Raw genomic sequence first — 20132 nt, 5'->3', positions numbered from 1 at the left:
TCCGGACGCGGGCCCGTGCCGCTATGGGGGACTCCCCTGATTTCCGCCGCGCCGGACCCCTGGTCGACCCCTGGTTCGTCCCTGATCGGGCCCGCGCCCCGGTCCGGCCGGGCCCGTGCGTGACACGATGGCCCGGTGACGCCCACGCCCCGACCCGAGCTGCGCCGTCCCCACGCGGGCCGGCGGCTCGCCGGGGTGTGCGCCGGCCTCGCCGATCACCTCGGGCTGCCGGTCCGATCGGTGCGGTGGGCGTTCGTCGGCGCCACGGTCGCACTCGGCGCGGGGGCGTTGATGTACGCGTGGCTGTGGGCGGTCGTGCCCGGCGGCGACACCCCCGGGCCGAGCCGCCTCGCCCCGCGGCTGCGTTCGTTGCGCACCCGGGTGTCGAATCGCGAACTCGTGCTGGCGGGGGCGCTGCTCGCGGTCGCGGTCCTGCTGCTGGCGCTGCGCGGCAACATCGCCGGCGGCGCCTCGTGGATCATCGCGTTCGTGCTCGTGTGTCTCGGCGCCGCGCTCGCGTGGAGCGAGTTGGGGCGTGGGGACGACGCAGCTCGCCCCCGGTCCGTCGTGCTCGCCCGCGTGGTGGCCGGGTGTGGGCTCGCGGCCGTCGGGGTCGTGCTGTTCGCCGGGCGCGGTCGCACCCTCGACCTCATCGTCTGGGCCGCCGGGGTCGGGCTGCTCCTTGTGGCCGCGGTCGCGGTGGTGCTCGCACCGGTCGGGCTGAGGATGTGGCAGGACCTGGGCAGCGAGCGGGCGGCACGCGCACGGGAGTCGGAACGGGCCGACATCGCCGCGCACCTGCACGATTCGGTGCTGCAGACCCTCGCGCTCATCCGCTCCCGGGCCGAGGACCCGGAGGCCGTGCGGCGGCTGGCGCGCTCGCAGGAGCGGCAGCTGCGCGACTGGCTGTACACGGATCCGGCCTCGCCGGAGGGCTCGATCGCGCGCCAGGTCGAGGCGGTGGCCGCGGAGGTGGAGGAACGCTACGGCCGGCAGATCGACGCGATCACCGTGGGCGACGACGTGCCCGGTGCCGGCGCCGCCGCGCTCGTGGCCGCGACCCGGGAGGCGCTGACGAACGCGGTCCGGCACGGGGCCGCGCCGGTGAGCCTGTACCTCGAGGTCGCGCCGGCCGAGATCGAGGTGTACGTGCGGGACCGCGGCGAGGGCTTCGACCTCGAGGCCGTGCCGGCCGACCGGCACGGGGTGCGGGAGTCGATCGTGATGCGGATGCGCCGGCACGGGGGCAGTGCCCGGATCCGCACGGGGCGGGGGCAGGGCACCGAGGTGCGGCTGGCGATGCCGCGTGCGGGGGCGCGGGACCCGGCCGCGCGGGTCGGGCAGGATGAGGCGGCGGGTCCGGGCGGTCATGAGCATCGGTCGGCACGCGGCGATGATCGAGAAGGAGTCCGATGAGCACGACGTTGCGAGTGGTCGTGGTGGACGATCACGCCATGGTGCGGGCGGGGCTGCGCGCCGAACTGGCCGCGGACCTGCAGGTCGTGGGCGAGGCGGACGACGTCGAGGGTGGGATCGCCGCCACGCGGGCCCTACGGCCCGACGTCGTGCTGCTCGACGTGCACCTGCCCGGCGGGGACGGGGGCGGCGGGGCCGAGGTGGTGCGCGGCTGCTCCGACCTGGGCGAGGGGGTGCGCTTCCTCGCGGTGTCGGTCTCCGATGCCGCCGACGACGTCGTCTCCGTGGTGCGTGCCGGTGCCCGCGGGTACGTGACCAAGGCGATCAGCGGGCCCGAACTCTCGGACGCGGTGCGCCGGGTCGCTGGCGGCGACGCGGTGTTCTCCCCGCGGCTCGCCGGCTTCGTGCTCGACGCCTTCGGTGCGGGCGGAGCCCAGGGAGCGAGCCGGCTGAGCGAGCCCGCCGACGACGAGCTCGACCGGCTCTCGGCCCGGGAACAGGAGGTCATGCGCCTCATCGCGCGCGGCTACACCTACCGGGAGGTCGCAGGGGAGCTGTTCATCTCGATCAAGACCGTGGAATCGCACGTGTCCGCGGTGCTGCGCAAGCTCCAGCTCTCCTCCCGGCACGAGCTCACCCGCTGGGCGGCGATGCGACGGCTCCTATGAGCCCGAGGCGGCTGTGACGCGGGCCACGGCCGGGATTGTGAGCCCCCCAGGGTGCTGACGTAGTGTCAGCACATGACTCTTCTCCTGCAGATTCTCGTGATCCTGCACATGGTCGGCTGGGCGATCGTGTTCGGCGGCGCCGTGGTCAACCTCAAGAAGCCGAAGATCGCCACCGGCATGCTTCACGGCATCCTCACCGCCATCATCGCCGGCCTCATCTCGATGGGGCTGGCCCACGCGATCTTCACCGACGTGAACGACATGAAGTACGGGATCAAGCTGCTCATCGCGCTCATCGCCGGCGGCATGATCATCTGGGGCGGTCGCAACCAGGAGAAGGTGAGCCGGGGCTTCCTCGGCGCCATCGCGGGCCTCGTGCTCGCCAACATCGCCATCGCCGTCATCTGGTAGGCCACCCCCCCCCAGTGGGTGGCCGCGACCACGTCAGGGGTGGTCCGGGCCACCCACATCCATGGCTCCGCCCGGACTGGGTGGCTCCGACCACGTCAGCGGTGGTCCGGGCCACCCACATCCATGGCTCGCTCCCGACTGGGTGGCTGCGGCCACGTCAGTGGTGGTCCGGGCCACCCACATCCCCGTGGCTCGCATGGCCCGGATGGCGCGGATGGGCCCCATGATTCTGTGGGGCCGCTCGGGGTCGCCGGGCCGTCGTAGGCTGGTGCGGCCATGACATCCTTATTCGCCCACCTGCCGTTGCCGGATCAGCGACGATTCGACCCCCATGCCCAACTCCCCGCGATCGGAGGGGAGGACGCGGAGGGGAGCGACGTCGTCCACACGCCCCCGGAGGGCACCGCGCAGGCGGACGACCTCCTCGACGGTCTCAACCCGCAGCAGCGCCAGGCGGTGGCGCACACCGGCGGGCAGCTGCTCATCATCGCCGGAGCGGGGTCGGGGAAGACCCGCGTGCTCGCGCACCGGATCGCCCACCTGCTCGCGACCGGGCGAGCGCGGCCCGGGGAGATCCTCGCGATCACGTTCACGAACAAGGCCGCCGCGGAGATGCGCGAGCGGGTGGCCGAGCTCGTGGGCCCGCGCGCGAAGAGCATGTGGGTGTCCACGTTCCACTCGGCGTGCGTGCGGATCCTGCGCCGGGAGGCGAAGACCATCGGGCTGCGCTCGAGCTTCTCCATCTACGACGCGGCCGACGCGCAGCGGCTCATGACCCTCGTCTGCCGCGAGCTCGACCTCGACCCGAAGCGGTTCCCACCCAAGGCGTTCTACCACCGGGTCTCCGACCTGAAGAACGACCTCGTGGACCCGGACGACTTCGCGCGCACCGCCGCCGAGAACCCGTATGAGCAGAACCTCGCCGCGGCCTACCGGCGCTATCAGGAGCGGCTGCGGGAGGCGCACGCCCTCGACTTCGACGACCTGATCATGTCGACCGTGACGATGCTCCAGGCGTTCCCCGCGATCGCCGAGCACTACCGGCGCCGGTTCCGGCACGTGCTCGTGGACGAATACCAGGACACGAACCACGCCCAATACGTGCTCGTGCGCGAACTCGTCGGCGGGCCCGGCACCGGCTCGGGCGGCGGCGACCTGCCCGCGGCCGAGCTGACCGTGGTGGGCGATGCGGACCAGTCGATCTACGCCTTCCGCGGCGCCACGATCCGCAATATCGTCGAGTTCGAGAAGGACTATCCGGCCGCCACCACGATCCTGCTCGAGCAGAACTACCGGTCCACGCAGACCATCCTCTCCGCCGCCAACGCCGTGATCGAACGCAATCCCGGCCGGGCGAAGAAGAACCTGTGGACCGCCGCCGGGGCGGGCGACAAGATCGTCGGCTACGTCGCCGACACCGAGCACGACGAGGCCGCCTTCGTGGCCGAGGAGATCGACGCGCTGATCGACGCCGGCGAGGCCCGGGCCGGAGACGTGGCGATCTTCTACCGCACGAATGCCCAGTCCCGGGCGCTCGAGGAGGTGCTCGTCCGGCGCGGCCTTCCCTACCGGGTCATCGGCGGCACCCGGTTCTACGAGCGCCGCGAGGTCAAGGACGCCATCGCCTACCTGCGCGCGGTGGCCAACCCCGACGACTCGGTCAACCTGCGACGGATCCTCAACGTGCCCAAGCGCGGCCTGGGGGAGCGGTCGGAGGCGATGGTCGCCGGCCACGCCGAGCGGCTGCGGATCAGTTTCGGCGCTGCGCTCGACCAACTCGACGACGTGCTCGGGCTCGGCACCCGGGCCGTGACGGGGCTGCGGGCGTTCAACGACATGCTCGCCGGGTTCCGCACCCTCGCGGCGGGGGGCGCGAGCCCTGCCGAGGTGCTCGACGCGATCCTCGACGAGACCGGCTACCTGGCCCAGCTGCGGGAGAGTTCCGACCCGCAGGACGCCACCCGCGTGGAGAACCTCGCCGAGCTCCACGCCGTGGCGGCCGAGTTCTCCGCGGCCGACCCGGACGCCGACCTGGGCGACTTCCTCGAACGGGTCGCGCTCGTGGCCGACGCCGACCAGCTCCCCGGCGAGGAGGAGGGCGGCATGGTCACCCTCATGACCGTGCACACCGCCAAGGGCCTCGAGTTCCCGATCGTGTTCGCGACCGGCCTCGAGGACGGCACGTTCCCGCACTCGCGCTCCCTCGCGGACCCCGACGAACTGGCCGAGGAGCGCCGCCTCGCCTACGTGGCCCTCACGCGGGCCCGCACGCGGCTCTACCTCTCCCGGGCCGGGCTGCGCACGATGTGGGGCGCGCCGAACGAGCTGCCCGCCTCCCGGTTCATCGCCGACATCCCCGCCGACCTGCTCGACTGGCGTCGCACCGAATCCGCCATGAGCACGCTGCGACAGCTCGGAGCCTACGACCGGGGCGCCTCGAGCGGCACGGGCTACGGCGACTACGGCCGCCGGATCGCGAAGAACGATCCGGCGCCGACCCCCTCGTTCGGCTCGGCCAAGCCCCGCGGCCCGGTGCCGAACCTCGAGATCGGCGACCGGGTCACCCACGACTCCTACGGGCTCGGCCGCGTCGTGCAGGTCGAGAAGCCCGGCACGCCGAACGCCGTGGCCCACGTCGACTTCGGCGACTCCAACATCAAGCGGCTGCTCCTGCGCTTCTCCCCGGTGACCAAGCTCTGAGGCGACACGGGTGACCTGCGGGGCCGGCCGGGAGAGAGGGCGGACGGTCGCGGTTCAGGCGGCCCGGGTGGCAGCGCAGTGGATCGCTTCGGCCAAGTCTCGGGGGCGGCTCCACATGGGCCAGTGCCCCGTGGGCAGGTCGACGAACTCCCGGTGCTCGAACTCGACGACCTCGGCGAACACGGGGTGGCCGGCCTCGGCGAGCTCCAGCACCTGCGCGCTCGAGATCGAGCAGCACACGAGCGTGGTCGGCACGCTCAGCCGCGCAGCGTTCGTCAGGTGCACCGGCGCACGAAGCACGGGGCCGGGCTCCGGTACGGCCCGGGACCGGAAGCGGTCGAGCACCTCGGCGCTCAGGCCCTCGAGGCCGGCCTGCTCCCCGAGAACGTCGAAGGGAGGCAGCGGAAGCTCCGCCAGGTCCTCCGGCACATCGGGCGCGAACACGCTTCCGGGGGCGACCGGCCCGGAATCGACCCAGACCACTCGGCGGATGAGCTCGGGGCATCGGTCCAGAACGAGGGTGACGGGGGCGTTCGCGCCGCTGTGAGCCACGAGAACCACACCCTGGCCACCTGCCGCCCGAGTCACGACGTCCTCGATCGCCGCAGCCTGGTCCGCCAGGGTCTTGGACGATCGCTCGGGGTCGTGCTCGTCCAGGCCCGGAAGGGTCACCGCGGTGGCCGCCGCGCCCGCGGCCGACAGGTGTTCGAGCACGTCATCCCAGGCCCAGGCGCCCAGCCAGTGGCCGGGGATGAGGATGATCGTGGGGTCGCTCGGGGTCGATGTCGTTGTCATGTCTCGATGTTCTCAGGGCCGCCGGACAGGTGTGTGTCACCATTTCCGGCATGAAGTCTGCCTGGTGGTTCCGGTGAAGCGAGCCGAGCGGCTCCACGCGCTGTCGGAGATGCTGCGCCGCGGCGGAGCGCGGGGTTGGACCGCCGAGACGCTCGCGGCGGAGTTCGGGGTGTCCGTGCGTACGGTCAAGCGCGATGTGGCGGCGCTGGAGAGCAGCGGTGCACCGATCTGGTCGCGCCCCGGTCCCGGCGGTGGGTACGGGCTGGTGGCGGGTGCCTCACTCCCACCGGTGACCCTGTCCCCGGCTCAAGCCGTCGCGCTCCTGGCGGCTGTCGCGGCCGCGCCCGACGCCCCCTACGCCGATCTGGCCTCCGCCGGGGTCCGGAAGATCGTCGATGTGCTCGATCCCCGGACCCGGACACGGGCCGAGGAGTTGGCGCAGCGCGTGTGGGTCGACGCGACGCGGTCGTCGTCGCGGGCCGTCAGGTCTGCGTTGGAGGAGGCCATGGCCGACCAGCGGGTCCTTCGGATCCGCTACACGTCGGGGGAGGGCGCGACGACCAGTCGCGACGTCGAGCCCATGCTGTTCGCCTCGACCAACGGCCGCTGGTACCTGATCGGTTGGTGTCGCCTGCGCGGCGCGGTTCGCTGGTTCATGGTCGACCGCATCGAGCGAGCGGGCGTCACGACCACGCCATGCGAGGGCCACACCATCGACGAGGTCGGCACGCCGCCCCCGAACGCCAGGCCGGCGGCGCGGCCATCGCCGGGGTGAATCGCGCCACGCCGCTCGTGGCGCGTAGGTGATGTCGGTGCCGCGGCCTAGCCTTGAGTTCAAGACCGCGGCCCGAGCCCGCGGGGATCGTGAGCGGAGGTCGCCGTGGCAGCACCAGCCGTCACCCGTGATCGGTCACGGGCAACCCGGCCCGAGGGACGTGGCTCGACCGGCCCGACCGGCTCGACCGGCCCGACCGGCCCGACCGGTACAGCCCGCCGCGGCCGAGTGGCCGGCACGCCACCCACGCCCTGGCGCATCCACGGGCTCGACGGGCTGCGCGCGATCGCGATCATCGCCGTGCTCGTCTTCCACGTGCGCCCGGCGAGCCTGCGGGGCGGCTTCATCGGCGTCGACGTCTTCTTCGTCATCTCCGGCTACCTCATCACCACCCTGCTCCTGCGCGAACTCGCCAAGAACGGGCGCATCGACCTGCCCGCCTTCTGGGTGCGGCGCGCCCGCCGGCTCCTGCCCGCGCTCGTCACGGTCGTGGTCGCCTCGACCGTGCTCGCCCTGGTCGCCGGCGGTGACCTGCTCGTGGACATCGGCCGTCACATCGTCGGCGCCGTCACGTTCTCGAACAACTGGCTCGAGATCGGCGCCGGCTCCTCCTATTTCGACGCGGCCACCCCGAACCTCTTCGTCAACTTCTGGTCGCTCGCGGTGGAGGAGCAGTTCTACCTCGTGTGGCCCGTGATCACCGTGGTCCTGCTCGCGGCCGTGAGCAGCACCCGGCTGCGCATCGGCCTGCTGGCCGCCGGAGCCCTCGCCAGCGCGCTCGCCATGGCGCTCCTGCTCGACCCGGACGCCCCCACCCGCGTCTACTACGGCACCGACACCCACGCGTTCGGCCTGCTCATCGGCGCGGGGCTCGCCCTCGCCCTCGCGCCCGACGGCCCCCGGTTCTTCCGCGGCCGCGCATGGCAGCGGTGGCGGTTCGCCGGCGCGGGTGCCGGCGCGATCGCGCTCGTCGTGCTCATGATGCGTGTGGACGGCGCAGCCCCCTTCGCCTATCGCGGCGGCCTGGTCCTCGCCTCCCTCGCGACGGCCGCGATCATCGCGGCCCTTCCCGGCGGGCCGAGCCCGCTCACGCGGATCCTCGAGGCCGGACCGCTCGCGTGGATCGGCCGGCGCTCCTACGGGATCTACATGTGGCACTGGCCGGTGCTGCTCATCGTGACCGCGGTCCTCCCTGCGGCCACGGCGGACTCGGGAGCCTGGTGGGCCGGGAAGATGCTCGCGGTCGGCCTGACGATCGCCCTGGCCGCCGCGTCGTTCACGTGGATCGAGAACCCGGTGCGCCGCCTGGGGTTCATCGAGACCCTCCGCCGGGCCCGTGCCTGGTTCGGAGCCCGCCGCCCGCGCGGCAAGGTCGTGACGGCCGCGGCGGGTGCCGCGGTGCTCGCGGCCTTCGTCGTGGCCTGGGCCACCGCCCCGACCCAGAACAGCCTCGAACGTGCGATGGCGGAGGCTGCCGAGTACGTCGGCGGGGCCGCTCGGACCGATGCCGCCGCCACACCCGACGGTTCCGAGCGGGTGACCGGGGAGATCACCGGGTCGGATATCAGCTCCTTCGGCGACTCGATGCTCTACGTCGCCGCCCCCGCGCTCGCGGCCGAGCTGCCCGGGATCGACATCGACGCCGAGTCGAACCGGCAGTGGCCCGCCGTCGCGGAGGCGATCGACGACGCGCTGGCCGCGGGCACGGTGCGCGACGTCGTGATCATCGCCGCCGGCACGAACGCGGGCGCCCGCGACGTCGCCCTCATCGATGCGACGCTCGACGCCCTCGGCCCGGACCGGTCCGTCGTGCTCGTGAACATCTATGGTTCGAGCTTCTGGGTGGAGGAGTCGAACGACAACCTCGCGGCCGTCGCCGCCGCGCGGGAGAACGTCGCGGTGGCCGACTGGCACCAGGCGGCCACCGAGCACCCCGATCGGCTCCAGCCGGATCAGACCCACCCGGACATGGAGGGCATGTACCTGTATTCCGCGGTGGTGCAGGACGCATTCGGCGAGCTCGGGCTGGACGTGGCGCCCGAGGACACCTCGGCCGGGCCGGCCACCGATCCGTCCGATGAGCCGGCCACCGAACCCTCTACCGAGCCGGCACCGGATGCCACGGGCGGCTGAGGCCGTCCCGCCCCGTCGACCTCGACGAAGCCTCGCGTTCGCGCGCCGGGCGAGCCCGCGCCCGCTAGGGTTCGGGCTACCTCCAACGAAAGGCGGCCGCTATGAACAACCTTCCCGACTGGGGCTTCGCCGGCGCCGGCGTCATGCTGCTCATCGGCATCGTGATCTACCTGGCGATCTTCGCTCTGGTGATCTGGATCTTCTACCTGATCATCCGCGCCGCGGTGACCAACGGGATCATGCGGGCCCGGGAGCGCGGAGCGTTCAACCCGCCCCCGGGGCAGGGCGGGTACCAGCCGGGCCCCGGTCCCATGCACCCCGGCGGCGATCCGCGCCAGATGCCGCCCGGGCCCTACCAGTAGGAGCGGCACGCGGGCGACGTCGGCTCGAGCGTCCCCGGCCATCCGGCAGCTCGCGGGCTGTCTGCCCACCTGCCCACGGTAGCGTGAGCCCGAGCACCGCAGGGACGGCGTGCCGCGGTCACTCACGGCCGGTTCAACGACGAAGGAGAGCGTGCGTGCGGAGTCGATCGGGACGGCCACGGGTGGGGCTCATCGGTACCGGCGGGATCTCCGCCGCCCATATCGCCGGCTGGCAGGTGCTCGGATCCGATCTCACCCTCTACTCCCGCTCCGGGGCGCGCGCCGCCGCCGAGCGGGTCGGGGCCCGGGCGGCAGCGACCGTCGGCGAGCTCATCGAGGGCAGCGACATCGTCGGGATCCTCACGCCGCCGGCCACCCACCGCGAGTACGCCCTCGCCGCGCTCGCCGCCGGGAGGCACGTCGTGTGCGAGAAGCCACTCGGGCGCACCGTGGCCGAGGCGATCGACATCGCGGCCGCCGCGGCCACGTCCGCGGGCGTGCTGTTCCCCGCCCACGTCGTGCGCTACTTCCCGGCCTATGCCGAGGCCCGTGCCCGCGTGGCCGCGGGTGAGATCGGCGAGGTCCTCGCCACCCGATTCCTGCGCGCCGGCACGGCCCCGCCCGCCGGCGGCTGGTTCTACGACGAGGCCGCCAGCGGCGGGATCATCATGGATCAGCTCGTGCACGACCTCGACCAGGCCCGCTGGTTCGCCGGCGAGGTGACCGAGGTGTACGCCCGCCGCGCGACGGGCGCGACGGGCACCGCGAGCGGGTCCGGCGAGCCGCCCGCGCCCGTGCACACCGCGGCCGTGACCCTGACCCACGCAAGCGGCGCGACGAGCCAGGTGACCGGCTACTGGGGGCCGCCCGGCCTGGAGTTCACCACCGGATTCGACCTGCACGGCACGACCGCCGCCCTGCGACACTCCACCCTCGACGCCCGCAGCCTCACCCTCGATCCGACCGGCACCGGGGAGGCCGCCTACATCCCCGCCGGGGACCCGGCCGACAGCCCCTTCACGGCCCAGCTGCGCGATCTGCTCGCCGCGATCGACGGAGCGCCCGCTCGGGTCGAGCCGTTCGACGGGGTCGTCTCGGTGGCGATCGCGCAGGCCGCCCTCGAATCGGTGCGTACGCGCGGGCCGGTCGCCGTGGACGAACGGGAGCTGCGCAGCGCCGTCCATACGCGGTGAGTGCGCCGGCGCGTGACCCGCCTCACGCCACCCCCGGGGGGATCTCGTGGGCGGCCGGGCTCGGGCGGCGTTAGTCTGGGGAGGGCCTCGTTGCCGAGGCACGACGTTCATCTGTCGACATTTTCGAGGAGCGAGGCTCAGTGGACCTGTTCGAATACCAGGCGCGTGACGTCTTCGAGAAGCACGGCGTGCCCGTGCTGCGGGGCATCGTCGCAACGACGCCCGAGGAGGCGAAGTCGGCGGCGGCCGAGCTGCTCCCACCCGACGGCGGTGTCGTCGTGGTCAAGGCCCAGGTCAAGACCGGTGGCCGGGGCAAGGCCGGCGGCGTCAAGATCGCGAAGTCCGCGGACGAGGCGGCCGAGCGCGCCGGCGAGATCCTCGGAATGGACATCAAGGGCCACACGGTCCACCGCGTCATGATCGCCGAGGGCGCCGACATCGCCGAGGAGTACTACTTCTCCGTGCTGCTCGACCGGGCCGAGCGCCGCTACCTGGCGATGTGCTCCGTCGAGGGCGGCATGGAGATCGAGCAGCTCGCGGTCGAGCGGCCCGAGGCGCTCGCGAAGGTGGCGATCGACCCGAACGTGGGCATCGACGCCGCCAAGGCCGACGAGATCGTGGCCGCCGCCGGCTTCGACGCCGAGACGGCGCCGAAGGTCGCCGCGGCGATCGTCAAGCTGTGGGGGGTCTACGCGGCCGAGGACGCCACGCTCGTCGAGGTGAACCCCCTCGTCAAGACGGGCGCGGGCGAGATCATCGCCCTCGACGGCAAGGTCACCCTCGACGACAACGCCGAGTTCCGCCAGCCCGAGCACGCCGGCCTGGAGGATTCCGCCGCGGCCGACCCGCTCGAGGCGAAGGCCGCCGAGGCGGGCCTCAACTACGTCAAGCTCGACGGCGCCGTCGGCGTCATCGGCAACGGCGCGGGCCTGGTCATGAGCACCCTCGACGTCGTGGCCTACGCCGGCGAGAAGCACGGCGGCGTCAAGCCCGCCAACTTCCTCGACATCGGCGGCGGCGCGTCCGCCTCCGTCATGGCCGCGGGCCTCGACGTCATCCTCGGCGACCCGCAGGTCAAGAGCGTCTTCGTCAACGTCTTCGGCGGGATCACCGCGTGCGACCAGGTCGCCTCGGGCATCGTGCAGGCCCTCGAGATCCTCGGCGACGCGGCCACCAAGCCGCTCGTCGTGCGCCTCGACGGCAACTCCGTCGACGCCGGCCGGGCGATCCTCGCCGACGCGAACCACCCGCTCGTCACCCTCGTCGACACCATGGACGGCGCCGCCGACAAGGCCGCCGAGCTGGCGAACGCCTGAGTCGCCCGAAGCTAGGAGAACTCAAGACAATGGCAATCTTCCTCAACGACTCCTCGCGCGTCGTCGTCCAGGGCATGACCGGCTCCGAGGGCATGAAGCACACGACCCGGATGCTCGCCTACGGCACGCAGATCGTCGGCGGGGTGAACCCGCGCAAGGCGGGCACGTCCGTCGACTTCGACATCAAGGGCGAGACCCGGGCCGTGCCGGTGTACGGCACGGTGGCCGAGGCCATGGCCGCCACCGGCGCGAACGTCTCGGTCGTGTTCGTGCCGCCGAAGTTCACCCGGTCCGCGGTGGTCGAGGCGATCGAGGCGGGCATGCCGCTCACGGTCATCATCACCGAGGGCGTACCCGTCAAGGACTCCGCGGAGTTCTACAACCTCGCGGCCGAGGCCGGGGTGCGGCTCGTCGGCCCGAACTGCCCGGGCCTCATCAGCCCCGGCCAGTCGAACGTCGGGATCATCCCCGGCGACATCGCCGGTGCGGGCCGCATCGGCCTCGTGTCCAAGTCCGGCACGCTCACCTACCAGCTCATGTACGAGCTGCGCGACTTCGGCTTCTCCTCCGCGATCGGCATCGGCGGCGACCCGGTCATCGGCACCACCCACATCGACGCCCTCGCCGGCTTCGAGGAGGACCCCGACACCGAGGTCATCGTCATGATCGGCGAGATCGGCGGCGACGCCGAGGAGCGGGCGGCCGAGTACATCAAGGCCCACGTGACCAAGCCCGTCGTCGGCTACGTCGCCGGATTCACCGCCCCCGAGGGCAAGACCATGGGCCACGCCGGGGCCATCGTCTCCGGATCCTCCGGCACCGCCCAGGCGAAGAAGGAGGCCCTCGAGGCCGCCGGCGTCAAGGTGGGCAAGACCCCCTCCGAGACCGCCCTGCTCGTGCGGGAGATCCTCGAGGGCTGACCCCGCCCGCGCGATTGCACGACACACCGCCCCGCCGCACCTACGGCGGGGCGGACGTCGTTCACGATAGAGACGATGACTGACACCTCGACGCGCCGCGTCGTCGACCACGACCCGGCCGGCCCCGACTCCCGGTTGCGTGCCCTGTTGCCGCAGCTCTGGCTCCGGGGCGTCCTCGGCGGCGCGGAGGCCGCGCTCGGCTCGTGGCTCGCGATCGTCGTTCCCGCGGTGGCCACCTACGTCGCCACCGCGGCATCGCCCGAACTCGGCTCGGCGAGTTGGATCGAGGCGGCCCGGGCCGGGACCGGCCTGTGGCTGCTCGGCCACGGCGCCACGATCACCCTGGCCGCCGGCGCGGTGAGCATCGTGCCCGTGGGCGTCACCCTGCTGGCCGTGCTCCTCACCTCGGCGTCGCTGCGCCGCGCCCGCCTCGACTCATGGGGGGCGGTCGGCTTCGCCGTGGTCACCTACGCCGTGCTCACGGCGCTGCTCGCCCAGCTCGCCTCCCTCGACGGCGTATGGACGGCGCTCCTCGGCGGGGTGGGCGTGCCCGCCGCCGGCGCGGTGCTGGGCATGCGGGGACGCTACCCGCGCCTCGCGTGGCTCGCGCGGCTGTGGGGCGGGTTCGGGGTCGTGCCCCGGCTCGCGCTGCGCGGCGGAGTGCTGGCCGCGCTCGCGCTGACCGCCGTCGCCACGATCGCCACCCTCGCGAGCGTCGTCGCCGGACTCGACCTCATCACGGCGCTGCACGAGAGCCTGCGCACCGACCCGATCTCGACCGCAGTGACGGTGCTGGTCGACCTGCTGCTCCTGCCCACGCTCATCGTGTGGGCGACCGCGTTCCTCCTCGGGCCCGGGTTCGCCGCCGGCGCCGACACGCTCTTCGCGCCGGGCGAGGTGGTCTCCGGGCCGCTGCCGGCGCTGCCGATCCTCGGGGCGCTGCCCGATCCCGACTCGATGGTGGCGACGCTGCCGATCCTCGGGCTCGCCGGTCTCCTCGTCGGCCTCCTGGGCGGGCTCTGGTTGCACCGGCGCACACGGGAGTTGCCCCTGTGGCAGGTGTGGCTCGTGGCCGCGCTGGCCGCCCTCGTGGCGGCGACGCTGCTCGCGGCGGTGCAGGGGCTGTCGGCCGGTGCCGCCGGACCGGGGCGGATGTCGCACTGGGGAGCCTCCGCGGTCGCGGTGGGGCTGGCCGCGTGGTGGCAGCTCGGCGCCGGGATCGCCGTCCTGGGCACGGTGCTGCACCCTGCGACCGCGGCCGGAGTGCGGGCGGCGGCGGGCTGGCTGCGGATGTGGTGGCGGCAGGTGCGGGGCACCCCCGTCGCCGACTAGTCCGGCGACGGGCTCGGCGACCGCGAAAGGCGCGCGTGCGTCGTCCCTACGCTCGAATCAGGCGAGCGTGATCAGCTCCCCGGGGTGAGGGAGTCGAGCCGCTCCTGCAGGGCCGTGTTGTATTCGTTCACGCATTCGGTCCTGGCCGTGTTGGTGATCGCGAGCTGCAGGCACTCCTGCTTGGCCACCTCGATCGGCCACAGCACCACGCGTGAGGTGCCCGCGAGCGTGAGCAGCAGCGCCAGCACGATGCCCATGATCGCCATCGGAGTGAGGAGGTTGCGGGTCGAGATCTTCCGGCTGCGGATGATCGCGCGGACCCCGAGCCAGATCGTGGCCACGCCGAGCACCGGGGTCGCCGCGCCGACCGGCAGCGGGAGCTGGGAGGCGAGGAAGGTTCCCAGCATCGCGGCGCCGAACCAGGCGAGCGAGCGACCCAGCTCCTTGAGCTGTTCCTTGTCGGGCAGCTCGGGCATTCCCTGCCGCGGGCCGTTCGGCTCGCCCGGCCGCTGAGACTCGGCGGGCCGGCGTGGTTCGGGCGCCCGCGGCGGCGGGGTCGGCGCGCCGTGCTTCGGGGCCGCGTAGGGGTTCCGGGCGGGCTCGTTGCGCTCGTCCTCGGACGAGTCGTCGCTGCTCGCGCTCACGTCTCACCGTGCTTTCGTCGGCTCGTCGGGGCATCGCCGGTTCCGACGATCGGCCGGTTCCGGCCGGTTCCAGTCTCGCAGACCCCCGGCGGGGGGAAGAAATCGTGCGCCGGGGGAGGATGCCGGTAGGCTCACCTGCCGTGAGTGCACGCGTCGTGGTCCTGGTCTCCGGTGGCGGATCGAACCTGGAGGCGCTCATCGACGCGGCCCGGGTGGAGGGGTACGGCGCCCGGATCGTCGCAGTCGGCGCCGACCGGGACTGCGGCGGGCTCGAGCTCGCGGCCGCCGCCGGGATCCCCACCTTCGTCACGCGCGTCGGTGATGCGGCCGACCGGGTGGAGTGGGACCGCTCGCTCACGGCAAGGGTCGCCGCGTTCAACCCCGACCTGGTCATCAGCGCCGGCTTCCTCAAGCTCGTGGGGGCCGAGTTCCTCGCGGAGTTCGGCGGCCGGTTCCTCAACACGCACAACACCCTGCTGCCCGCGTTCCCCGGCATCCACGGCCCGCGGGACGCGCTCGAGTACGGCGTCAAGCTCACCGGGGCGACCCTCTTCATCGTCGACGCAGGCATCGACACCGGCGTGATCGTCGCCCAGGTCGCCGTCCCGGTGGCCGACGACGACACCGTCGAGACCCTGACCGAGCGGATCAAGGTCGCCGAGCGCGCCCAGCTCGTGGACCACCTCGGCCGGCTGTGCCGCGACGGCTGGCGCATCGAGGGGCGCCGGGTCGTGCTCGGCGCCGGCTGACGCCCGACAAGCCGAACGACCCGATACGCCGAACGAGCGGCCCCCGCGGGGTGCCGCTCGTTCGGTGTGGGGCCGGGCGATCCGCCGATCAGGCGGATCGGCGGCGACTTCGGAGCACGAGCACCGCGCCCGCGACCGCGAGGGCCGCCGACAGCAGCGCGATCGTGCCGACCGCCGTGCCGGTGTCGGGCAGCTCCCCGCCCGGGGTCTGAGGCGGCGCCTGGTCCGCGCCGGCCGCGGCCCCGGCGGATCCCGTCGGGTCGGCCGGAACGGTCGGGTCGGTCGGCACGGTCGGGTCGGTCGGGCCCGCCGATCCCGACCCTGCGTCGGTGCCGCTGCCGGCGCCGTCACTGTCGCCGGTATCGGGATTGCCACCGTCGCTGTCGCTCCCACCGGTATCCGAGCCGTCGCCGTCGGTGCCGTCACTCTCGTCCACGTCGACCGTGATCGTGGCCGCCACCGCGAGGGGGGTGGCGGGGTCGGTCTGGGTGAGGCCGTCGGGGAGGGCGAAGACGGCGATGGCGGCATGATCGCCCGCCCGGTGGCCGTCATAGTCCGCGATGGTCCAGGTGAGGTCGACGGTGTGGGTGCCGCCGTCGCTGTCGGTGACGGTCGTGGTCGCGGGTAGGGCGGCGAGGGCGTCGGCCTCGGAGGTGCCGTAGGCGACGGTGACGCCCTCGACCCCGGTGATCGTGGCGATCGTCGGCGACGCCGCCGGTTCGGGCAGGTCGATCCGCGGCGCGGGCACGTCGAGCACGAAGAACGGATCGGCCCCGGACGCGTTCGGGCCCACGGCGAACCGTGCGGGCGGCGCGACGAAGCCCGCGGAGACGTCGTCGGCGGTCACCGTGTACACCGCGGTGGAACAGATCGGGTCGGCTCCGGGAGCCAGGGCGCCGTAGCGGCAGTTCGGGGTCTCGGTGATGTGGAAGCCGCTGAAGTCACCCTCGATCGGCACGAGCGCGACCGTCGCGTTCGTCGTGTTCGAGTACTGGAATCGATATGTGAGCTGCGTGCCCGCCACGATCTCCGCGGGCGCGGGAGGGTTCCAGGCGCCGAGATTGGTCGCGTGAATGCCCAGGTTGACCCGGGGGCCCGCGATGACCAATTCCTGGATCGGATCCGTGGCCGGGTTCTGGGCGATGTTCTCGTCGTCCACGGCCCAGGTCTGGCCCAGATCGACGTACCCGCGGTCCAGATCCGCCTGCGTGACGACGTACTCGGCCGTGCAGTCGTAGCCGAAGCCCGGTTCCATGCCGACGTAGCGACAACCCGGGTACAGTCCCCGCCACTCGCCGGCACGCGGGACGGCGTCGAGGGTCTCGTCGGAGGTGTTCTCGACGTGGGCCGCGACCGGGATCCGGTCGCCGACCGCGTACGAGGCGGCCGGCTCGCCGGCGAGGGTGAGCGAGATGTCCAGGAGCGGCTCCCGACCGACCCGGCGGGCCTCGAATTCGGCCACCGAGATCCACTTGTCGGCGGTGTCGCCGTAGGTGCTCACGGCCTCGACCCGCACGTAGCGAGTCGATTCACCGCCGAAGTACACGCGCCTCGGGTCCGAATTCGCGGGCCACGTGCCCGTGCTGTGCTCGGTGAGGGAGTCGGCGTCCGTTCCGCTGAGGATGCGGTACCGGCCGATCGTGCCATTGAGGCCGTCGGCGCGGGGCACCAGGGTGATGTAGGCGAGATCCTGGGCATCGCCCAGGTCGACCGTGAAGCCGCCCGGGACCTCGGTGTCGTCCGTGCCGGTGTACCACGCGGTGTGATACAGCGTTCCGGTGTCACCGTCGAACATGCTCTCCGGCCCATGGCCGGGCTGCGGCGTCGACGAGGCGGAGGCCGTGAATGCCGACTGCGGGATCGCGGTCGAGGCGATCTGTCCGTCCTGGAGCTGCACCGGCAGGGTCAGGGGCGAATCGATGCTCGTCCCGCCCGCGGTGTAGGCGGCGGTGACGTGGAGGTCGCCCGGGTCCACGAACTCCCCGATCGTGACCGGCACGGTGATCGTCGCCTGCGCGCCGGCCGCGATGGCCGGCACCGGGACGTCGGCCGCGGTCACCTCGAGCGTTCCGTCGATGCTCAGACTTCCGGCGGGCAGGTCGCCGGCCGGTCCGAGGTTGCCGATGGTCAGGTCGATGCTGTCGTCGCCGCGGTGGAGCGCGCGGTCGGCCGCGGTGATCGTGACCCCGGCGGCGTCGAGCCAGGCCCAGGTGAATCGGGCGAATTGGATGTTCTGGCCGCCCGGCTCGTACAGCAGGCCGATGGATCCGTCGGCGAGCGTCGTCAAGGTCGAGTAGGACATTCCACCCGGCTCGAACACCTTCGCGTCGGGCCAGGTCTGCCCGTCGTCGTAGGAGACCCGGATCGTGCCGTTCGAGCGGCTCGTGGCGTTCGCGTTGGAGAAGAGCAGCACCTTCGCCTCGTCGCTGCCCTGGTCCGCGTTCAGGAACGCACGGATGATCGAGGCGTTGTTGCGCGGGTCGGGAAGGTTCGTGTCGAACACGGGATCGGTGTAGGTCTCGCCGCCGTCGGAGGAGTAGGCGATCCAGCGGCCGCCGCTCCGGCCGGAGGAACGGGAGTTGAGCATGACTCGGCCGTCGGAGAGCTCGACCACCTTGTTCTCGTCGAGGTTCGGGCCCACCGGGGCGCCGGCGTGCCACGTGGCCCCGTGGTCGTCGGAGTAGAGCGAGACCGCGTACATGCCGCCGCCCCTGCTCAGGTCCCGGACCGTGTACTGCTGGATCAGCCGGCCGGCGTACTCGCCGTATCGCAGTTGAATGCCCTCACCGGAGGCGGCGAACCGGCCGTTGAACACCTCGCCCGCGCCTCCCGGGTCGAGCGCTCCGGTCACCTCGACCGGCTCGGACCAGGTCTGGCCGCCGTCGCGGGAGGAGATGTAGACGGCGTCCATCACCTGGCGCTCGTTCGCCGGCGGGTTCGAGCCGCCCTGGTGCCAGCCCCAGTCATGGGACATGACGAAGAACGTGAAGATCTCCCCGGTCTCCCGGTCGACCACGAAGGACGGATCGGAGAACCCGAGCTTGTCGGGGTCGCCGTGGCCCTGGGCGATCGTCCGCTGCGCGGACCAGGTCTCGCCGTGGTCGTCGGAGGTGCGCAGCACGATCGAGTTCGGATTGGGGGCGTCGCCGCAGCCGCCCGGTCGCCCGTCCCAGGCGGCCAGGACGGTGCCGTCGCCCGCCGTCGTCAGGGCGGGGATCCGGTAGCACGTGAAGCCCTCGCTGCCTCCCGTGGCCAGGCGCTGGTCCGCGTAGCTCGCCGGGAGGGTCGTGTCGACGTCCCACGGGCCGCCCGCGGGGTCGCCGGGGTCGCCGGGGTCGGCGAACGCCGCGGGGGCGAGACCGATGAGGCTCAGCGCGAATGCGGCGCCGGCCGCGGCAGCTCGTCGGGAGCGCCGGAAAAACACAGCCATTGTGACTCCAGGTGGATCGACGGTGAACCCCTCAGATGCTACATAGTATGTCTGACCTTGTGAACTGATGTTCAAGTTGTGAGAGTGGCCGTCGGAGGCGGCATGCCGGGTCGGGTCGGACGCGGCCCTAGCATGACGGGATGACCATCTCGGGGGAGCCGGAGGAGCGACTCGACCGGCGACGCCTGCTCGTGCTCGCGCGTCAACACGCGCGCCAGGGGCGACGGCGGGTCCGGTCCGCGGCCCTGCCCGTGCTCGTCGCGGCCGTCGCGGCGGGCGTCGCCTGGGCGGTCGCCCACTACGGCCTCGGTCACGAGCAGCCGTTCTTCGCGCCGATCGCCGCGTGGGTGTGCCTCGGCTTCAGCCCGAGTCGGCAGATCCGCAAGGTCGCCGAATTGGCGATCGGGGTGACCCTCGGCGTCGCCCTCGGCGAGCTCATCGCCGCCGGGCTCGGAACCGGGCCCGTGCAGATCGTCGTGGTCATTCTCGTCGCCGCGCTCCTGGCCCGATTCGTCGACCGCGGCGCGATGCTCACCGTGCAGGCCGGCGTGCAGGGGATCGTCATCGTCGCCCTGCCCGTCATCAGCGCCACGGGCGGGGCCGCCGGACGGTGGCTCGACGCCCTCATCGGGGGCGGCTTCGCCCTCCTCGTGGCCGCGCTGACCCCCGGGGACGCCCGGCGGCGTGCCCGTCAGCTCGCCCGTGCGAGCACGAGCGACCTGGCCCAGCTGCTGCGCCTGCTCGCCCGTGGCGTGGCCACCGGTGACGAGCAGCCGATCCGGGACGCGCTCATCGCGGGGCGCGCCACGCAGGGCGTGCTCGACGAATGGTCCGAGGTTGTGCGCAACGCCCGCCAGTCCGTACGGATCTCCCCGGCCTCGCGGCACTATCAGCCCGAACTCGCCGACCTGCAGCACGCGAACCTCTTCGCCGACCGCGCGATGAGGAACGCCCGCGTGATCGCCCGCCGCGGCGTGACCGCGATGAGCGCCGGCGGCGACGAGCGGATCTCAGCCTGGCTCACCCGGATCGCCGAGGGAACCGAGGAGCTCGGCCGGGCCCTCGGATCGGGAACGAGCACCCTGCCGGCCCGCGAGACGCTCGCCGGGGTCGCCGGCCGGCTCGCGCCCCAGCGCTTCGACGAGGCGGGCTGGCGGCTCCAGACCCTCGTGATCATCATGCGCTCGCTCACCGTCGACCTCCTCCAGGCGACCGGCCTCAGCTCCCAGAGCGCCACCGCGCTCCTCGCCCGCGACGAGCCCCCGCCGGCCGACTGACCGGGGCCCCG

At 72.8% G+C, this 20132-nt stretch carries 16 protein-coding genes; 13 read left to right on the top strand and 3 right to left on the bottom strand.

The genetic code is table 11. The features are described 5' to 3' along the window. The first annotated feature begins 135 nt into the window (after positions 1-135). From GCE65_RS13280 to pcrA, 4 genes are all read left to right on the top strand, one after another. Positions 136-1416 (top strand): ATP-binding protein, encoded by a 1281-nt coding sequence (locus GCE65_RS13280; RefSeq protein ID WP_228759956.1) that lies wholly within the window; start codon positions 136-138, stop codon positions 1414-1416. Further along, the gene (locus tag GCE65_RS13275; RefSeq protein ID WP_153878726.1) at positions 1413-2084 is read left to right on the top strand and encodes a response regulator transcription factor; all 672 of its coding nucleotides are present in this window, start codon (positions 1413-1415) and stop codon (positions 2082-2084) included. The genes GCE65_RS13280 and GCE65_RS13275 overlap by 4 nt, the downstream gene beginning before the upstream one ends. Before the next feature lie 72 nt (positions 2085-2156). Further along, positions 2157-2495, top strand: a complete 339-nt coding sequence (locus tag GCE65_RS13270) for a hypothetical protein (protein ID WP_153878725.1) — start codon at positions 2157-2159, stop codon at positions 2493-2495. A gap of 276 nt (positions 2496-2771) precedes the next feature. Further along, the gene (pcrA, locus tag GCE65_RS13265; RefSeq protein ID WP_152910004.1) at positions 2772-5195 is read left to right on the top strand and encodes a DNA helicase PcrA; all 2424 of its coding nucleotides are present in this window, start codon (positions 2772-2774) and stop codon (positions 5193-5195) included. Between the two features lie 54 nt (positions 5196-5249). On the opposite strand, the gene GCE65_RS13260 is transcribed toward pcrA, so the two are convergent. Next, positions 5250-5990 carry an alpha/beta fold hydrolase gene (locus tag GCE65_RS13260; protein WP_152910005.1) on the bottom strand — a complete coding sequence of 247 codons (741 nt, stop codon included), beginning with the start codon at positions 5988-5990 and terminating at the stop codon, positions 5250-5252. Positions 5991-6063: 73 nt separating this feature from the next. On the opposite strand from GCE65_RS13260, the gene GCE65_RS13255 reads away from it, so the two are divergent. From GCE65_RS13255 to GCE65_RS13230, 7 genes are all read left to right on the top strand, one after another. After that, a complete protein-coding gene (locus GCE65_RS13255) occupies positions 6064-6765 on the top strand; it encodes a YafY family protein (RefSeq protein WP_153879286.1) in 702 nt (233 codons plus the stop codon). Between the two features lie 105 nt (positions 6766-6870). Beyond that, the gene (locus tag GCE65_RS13250) at positions 6871-8898 is read left to right on the top strand and encodes an acyltransferase family protein (protein ID WP_153878724.1); all 2028 of its coding nucleotides are present in this window, start codon (positions 6871-6873) and stop codon (positions 8896-8898) included. Positions 8899-8999: 101 nt separating this feature from the next. Continuing rightward, positions 9000-9260 carry a hypothetical protein gene (locus GCE65_RS16330; protein WP_194928715.1) on the top strand — a complete coding sequence of 87 codons (261 nt, stop codon included), beginning with the start codon at positions 9000-9002 and terminating at the stop codon, positions 9258-9260. 155 nt (positions 9261-9415) lie between these two features. Next, positions 9416-10453 carry a Gfo/Idh/MocA family protein gene (locus GCE65_RS16325; protein WP_194928714.1) on the top strand — a complete coding sequence of 346 codons (1038 nt, stop codon included), beginning with the start codon at positions 9416-9418 and terminating at the stop codon, positions 10451-10453. Between the two features lie 140 nt (positions 10454-10593). Continuing rightward, on the top strand, positions 10594-11769 hold the full coding sequence (sucC, locus tag GCE65_RS13240; protein ID WP_153878722.1) for an ADP-forming succinate--CoA ligase subunit beta: 1176 nt from the start codon (positions 10594-10596) through the stop codon (positions 11767-11769). 29 nt (positions 11770-11798) lie between these two features. Then, the gene (sucD, locus tag GCE65_RS13235; protein ID WP_152910009.1) at positions 11799-12689 is read left to right on the top strand and encodes a succinate--CoA ligase subunit alpha; all 891 of its coding nucleotides are present in this window, start codon (positions 11799-11801) and stop codon (positions 12687-12689) included. Between the two features lie 75 nt (positions 12690-12764). Beyond that, positions 12765-14021, top strand: a complete 1257-nt coding sequence (locus tag GCE65_RS13230) for a DUF6350 family protein (protein WP_153878721.1) — start codon at positions 12765-12767, stop codon at positions 14019-14021. Between the two features lie 71 nt (positions 14022-14092). On the opposite strand, the gene GCE65_RS13225 is transcribed toward GCE65_RS13230, so the two are convergent. After that, positions 14093-14665, bottom strand: a complete 573-nt coding sequence (locus tag GCE65_RS13225) for a hypothetical protein (RefSeq protein ID WP_152910011.1) — start codon at positions 14663-14665, stop codon at positions 14093-14095. 140 nt (positions 14666-14805) lie between these two features. Between GCE65_RS13225 and purN the strand changes: the two genes are divergently transcribed. Beyond that, positions 14806-15414 carry a phosphoribosylglycinamide formyltransferase gene (purN, locus tag GCE65_RS13220; RefSeq protein ID WP_370460128.1) on the top strand — a complete coding sequence of 203 codons (609 nt, stop codon included), beginning with the start codon at positions 14806-14808 and terminating at the stop codon, positions 15412-15414. Between the two features lie 88 nt (positions 15415-15502). Here purN and GCE65_RS13215 read toward each other — a convergent pair whose 3' ends face one another. Then, positions 15503-18844, bottom strand: coding sequence for an exo-alpha-sialidase (locus GCE65_RS13215; protein ID WP_153878719.1), 3342 nt, complete (start codon positions 18842-18844; stop codon positions 15503-15505). 140 nt (positions 18845-18984) lie between these two features. On the opposite strand from GCE65_RS13215, the gene GCE65_RS13210 reads away from it, so the two are divergent. Next, positions 18985-20121, top strand: a complete 1137-nt coding sequence (locus GCE65_RS13210) for an aromatic acid exporter family protein (protein WP_153878718.1) — start codon at positions 18985-18987, stop codon at positions 20119-20121. Positions 20122-20132 lie beyond the last annotated feature (11 nt).

The sequence above is a fragment of the Pseudactinotalea sp. HY158 genome (genome assembly GCF_009660225.1).
Classification (GTDB): Bacteria; Actinomycetota; Actinomycetes; order Actinomycetales; family Beutenbergiaceae; genus HY158.
This window is presented reverse-complemented; position numbering and strand designations above follow the sequence as displayed.

Coding starts and splice junctions, on each gene's coding strand:
- GCE65_RS13260 (WP_152910005.1), bottom strand. CDS start 5,990: ATGACAACGACATCGACCCCGAGCGACCCCACGATCATCCTCATCCCC.
- GCE65_RS13230 (WP_153878721.1), top strand. CDS start 12,765: ATGACTGACACCTCGACGCGCCGCGTCGTCGACCACGACCCGGCCGGC.
- sucD (WP_152910009.1), top strand. CDS start 11,799: ATGGCAATCTTCCTCAACGACTCCTCGCGCGTCGTCGTCCAGGGCATG.
- GCE65_RS13210 (WP_153878718.1), top strand. CDS start 18,985: ATGACCATCTCGGGGGAGCCGGAGGAGCGACTCGACCGGCGACGCCTG.
- GCE65_RS16330 (WP_194928715.1), top strand. CDS start 9,000: ATGAACAACCTTCCCGACTGGGGCTTCGCCGGCGCCGGCGTCATGCTG.
- GCE65_RS13215 (WP_153878719.1), bottom strand. CDS start 18,844: ATGGCTGTGTTTTTCCGGCGCTCCCGACGAGCTGCCGCGGCCGGCGCC.
- GCE65_RS13270 (WP_153878725.1), top strand. CDS start 2,157: ATGACTCTTCTCCTGCAGATTCTCGTGATCCTGCACATGGTCGGCTGG.
- pcrA (WP_152910004.1), top strand. CDS start 2,772: ATGACATCCTTATTCGCCCACCTGCCGTTGCCGGATCAGCGACGATTC.
- GCE65_RS13275 (WP_153878726.1), top strand. CDS start 1,413: ATGAGCACGACGTTGCGAGTGGTCGTGGTGGACGATCACGCCATGGTG.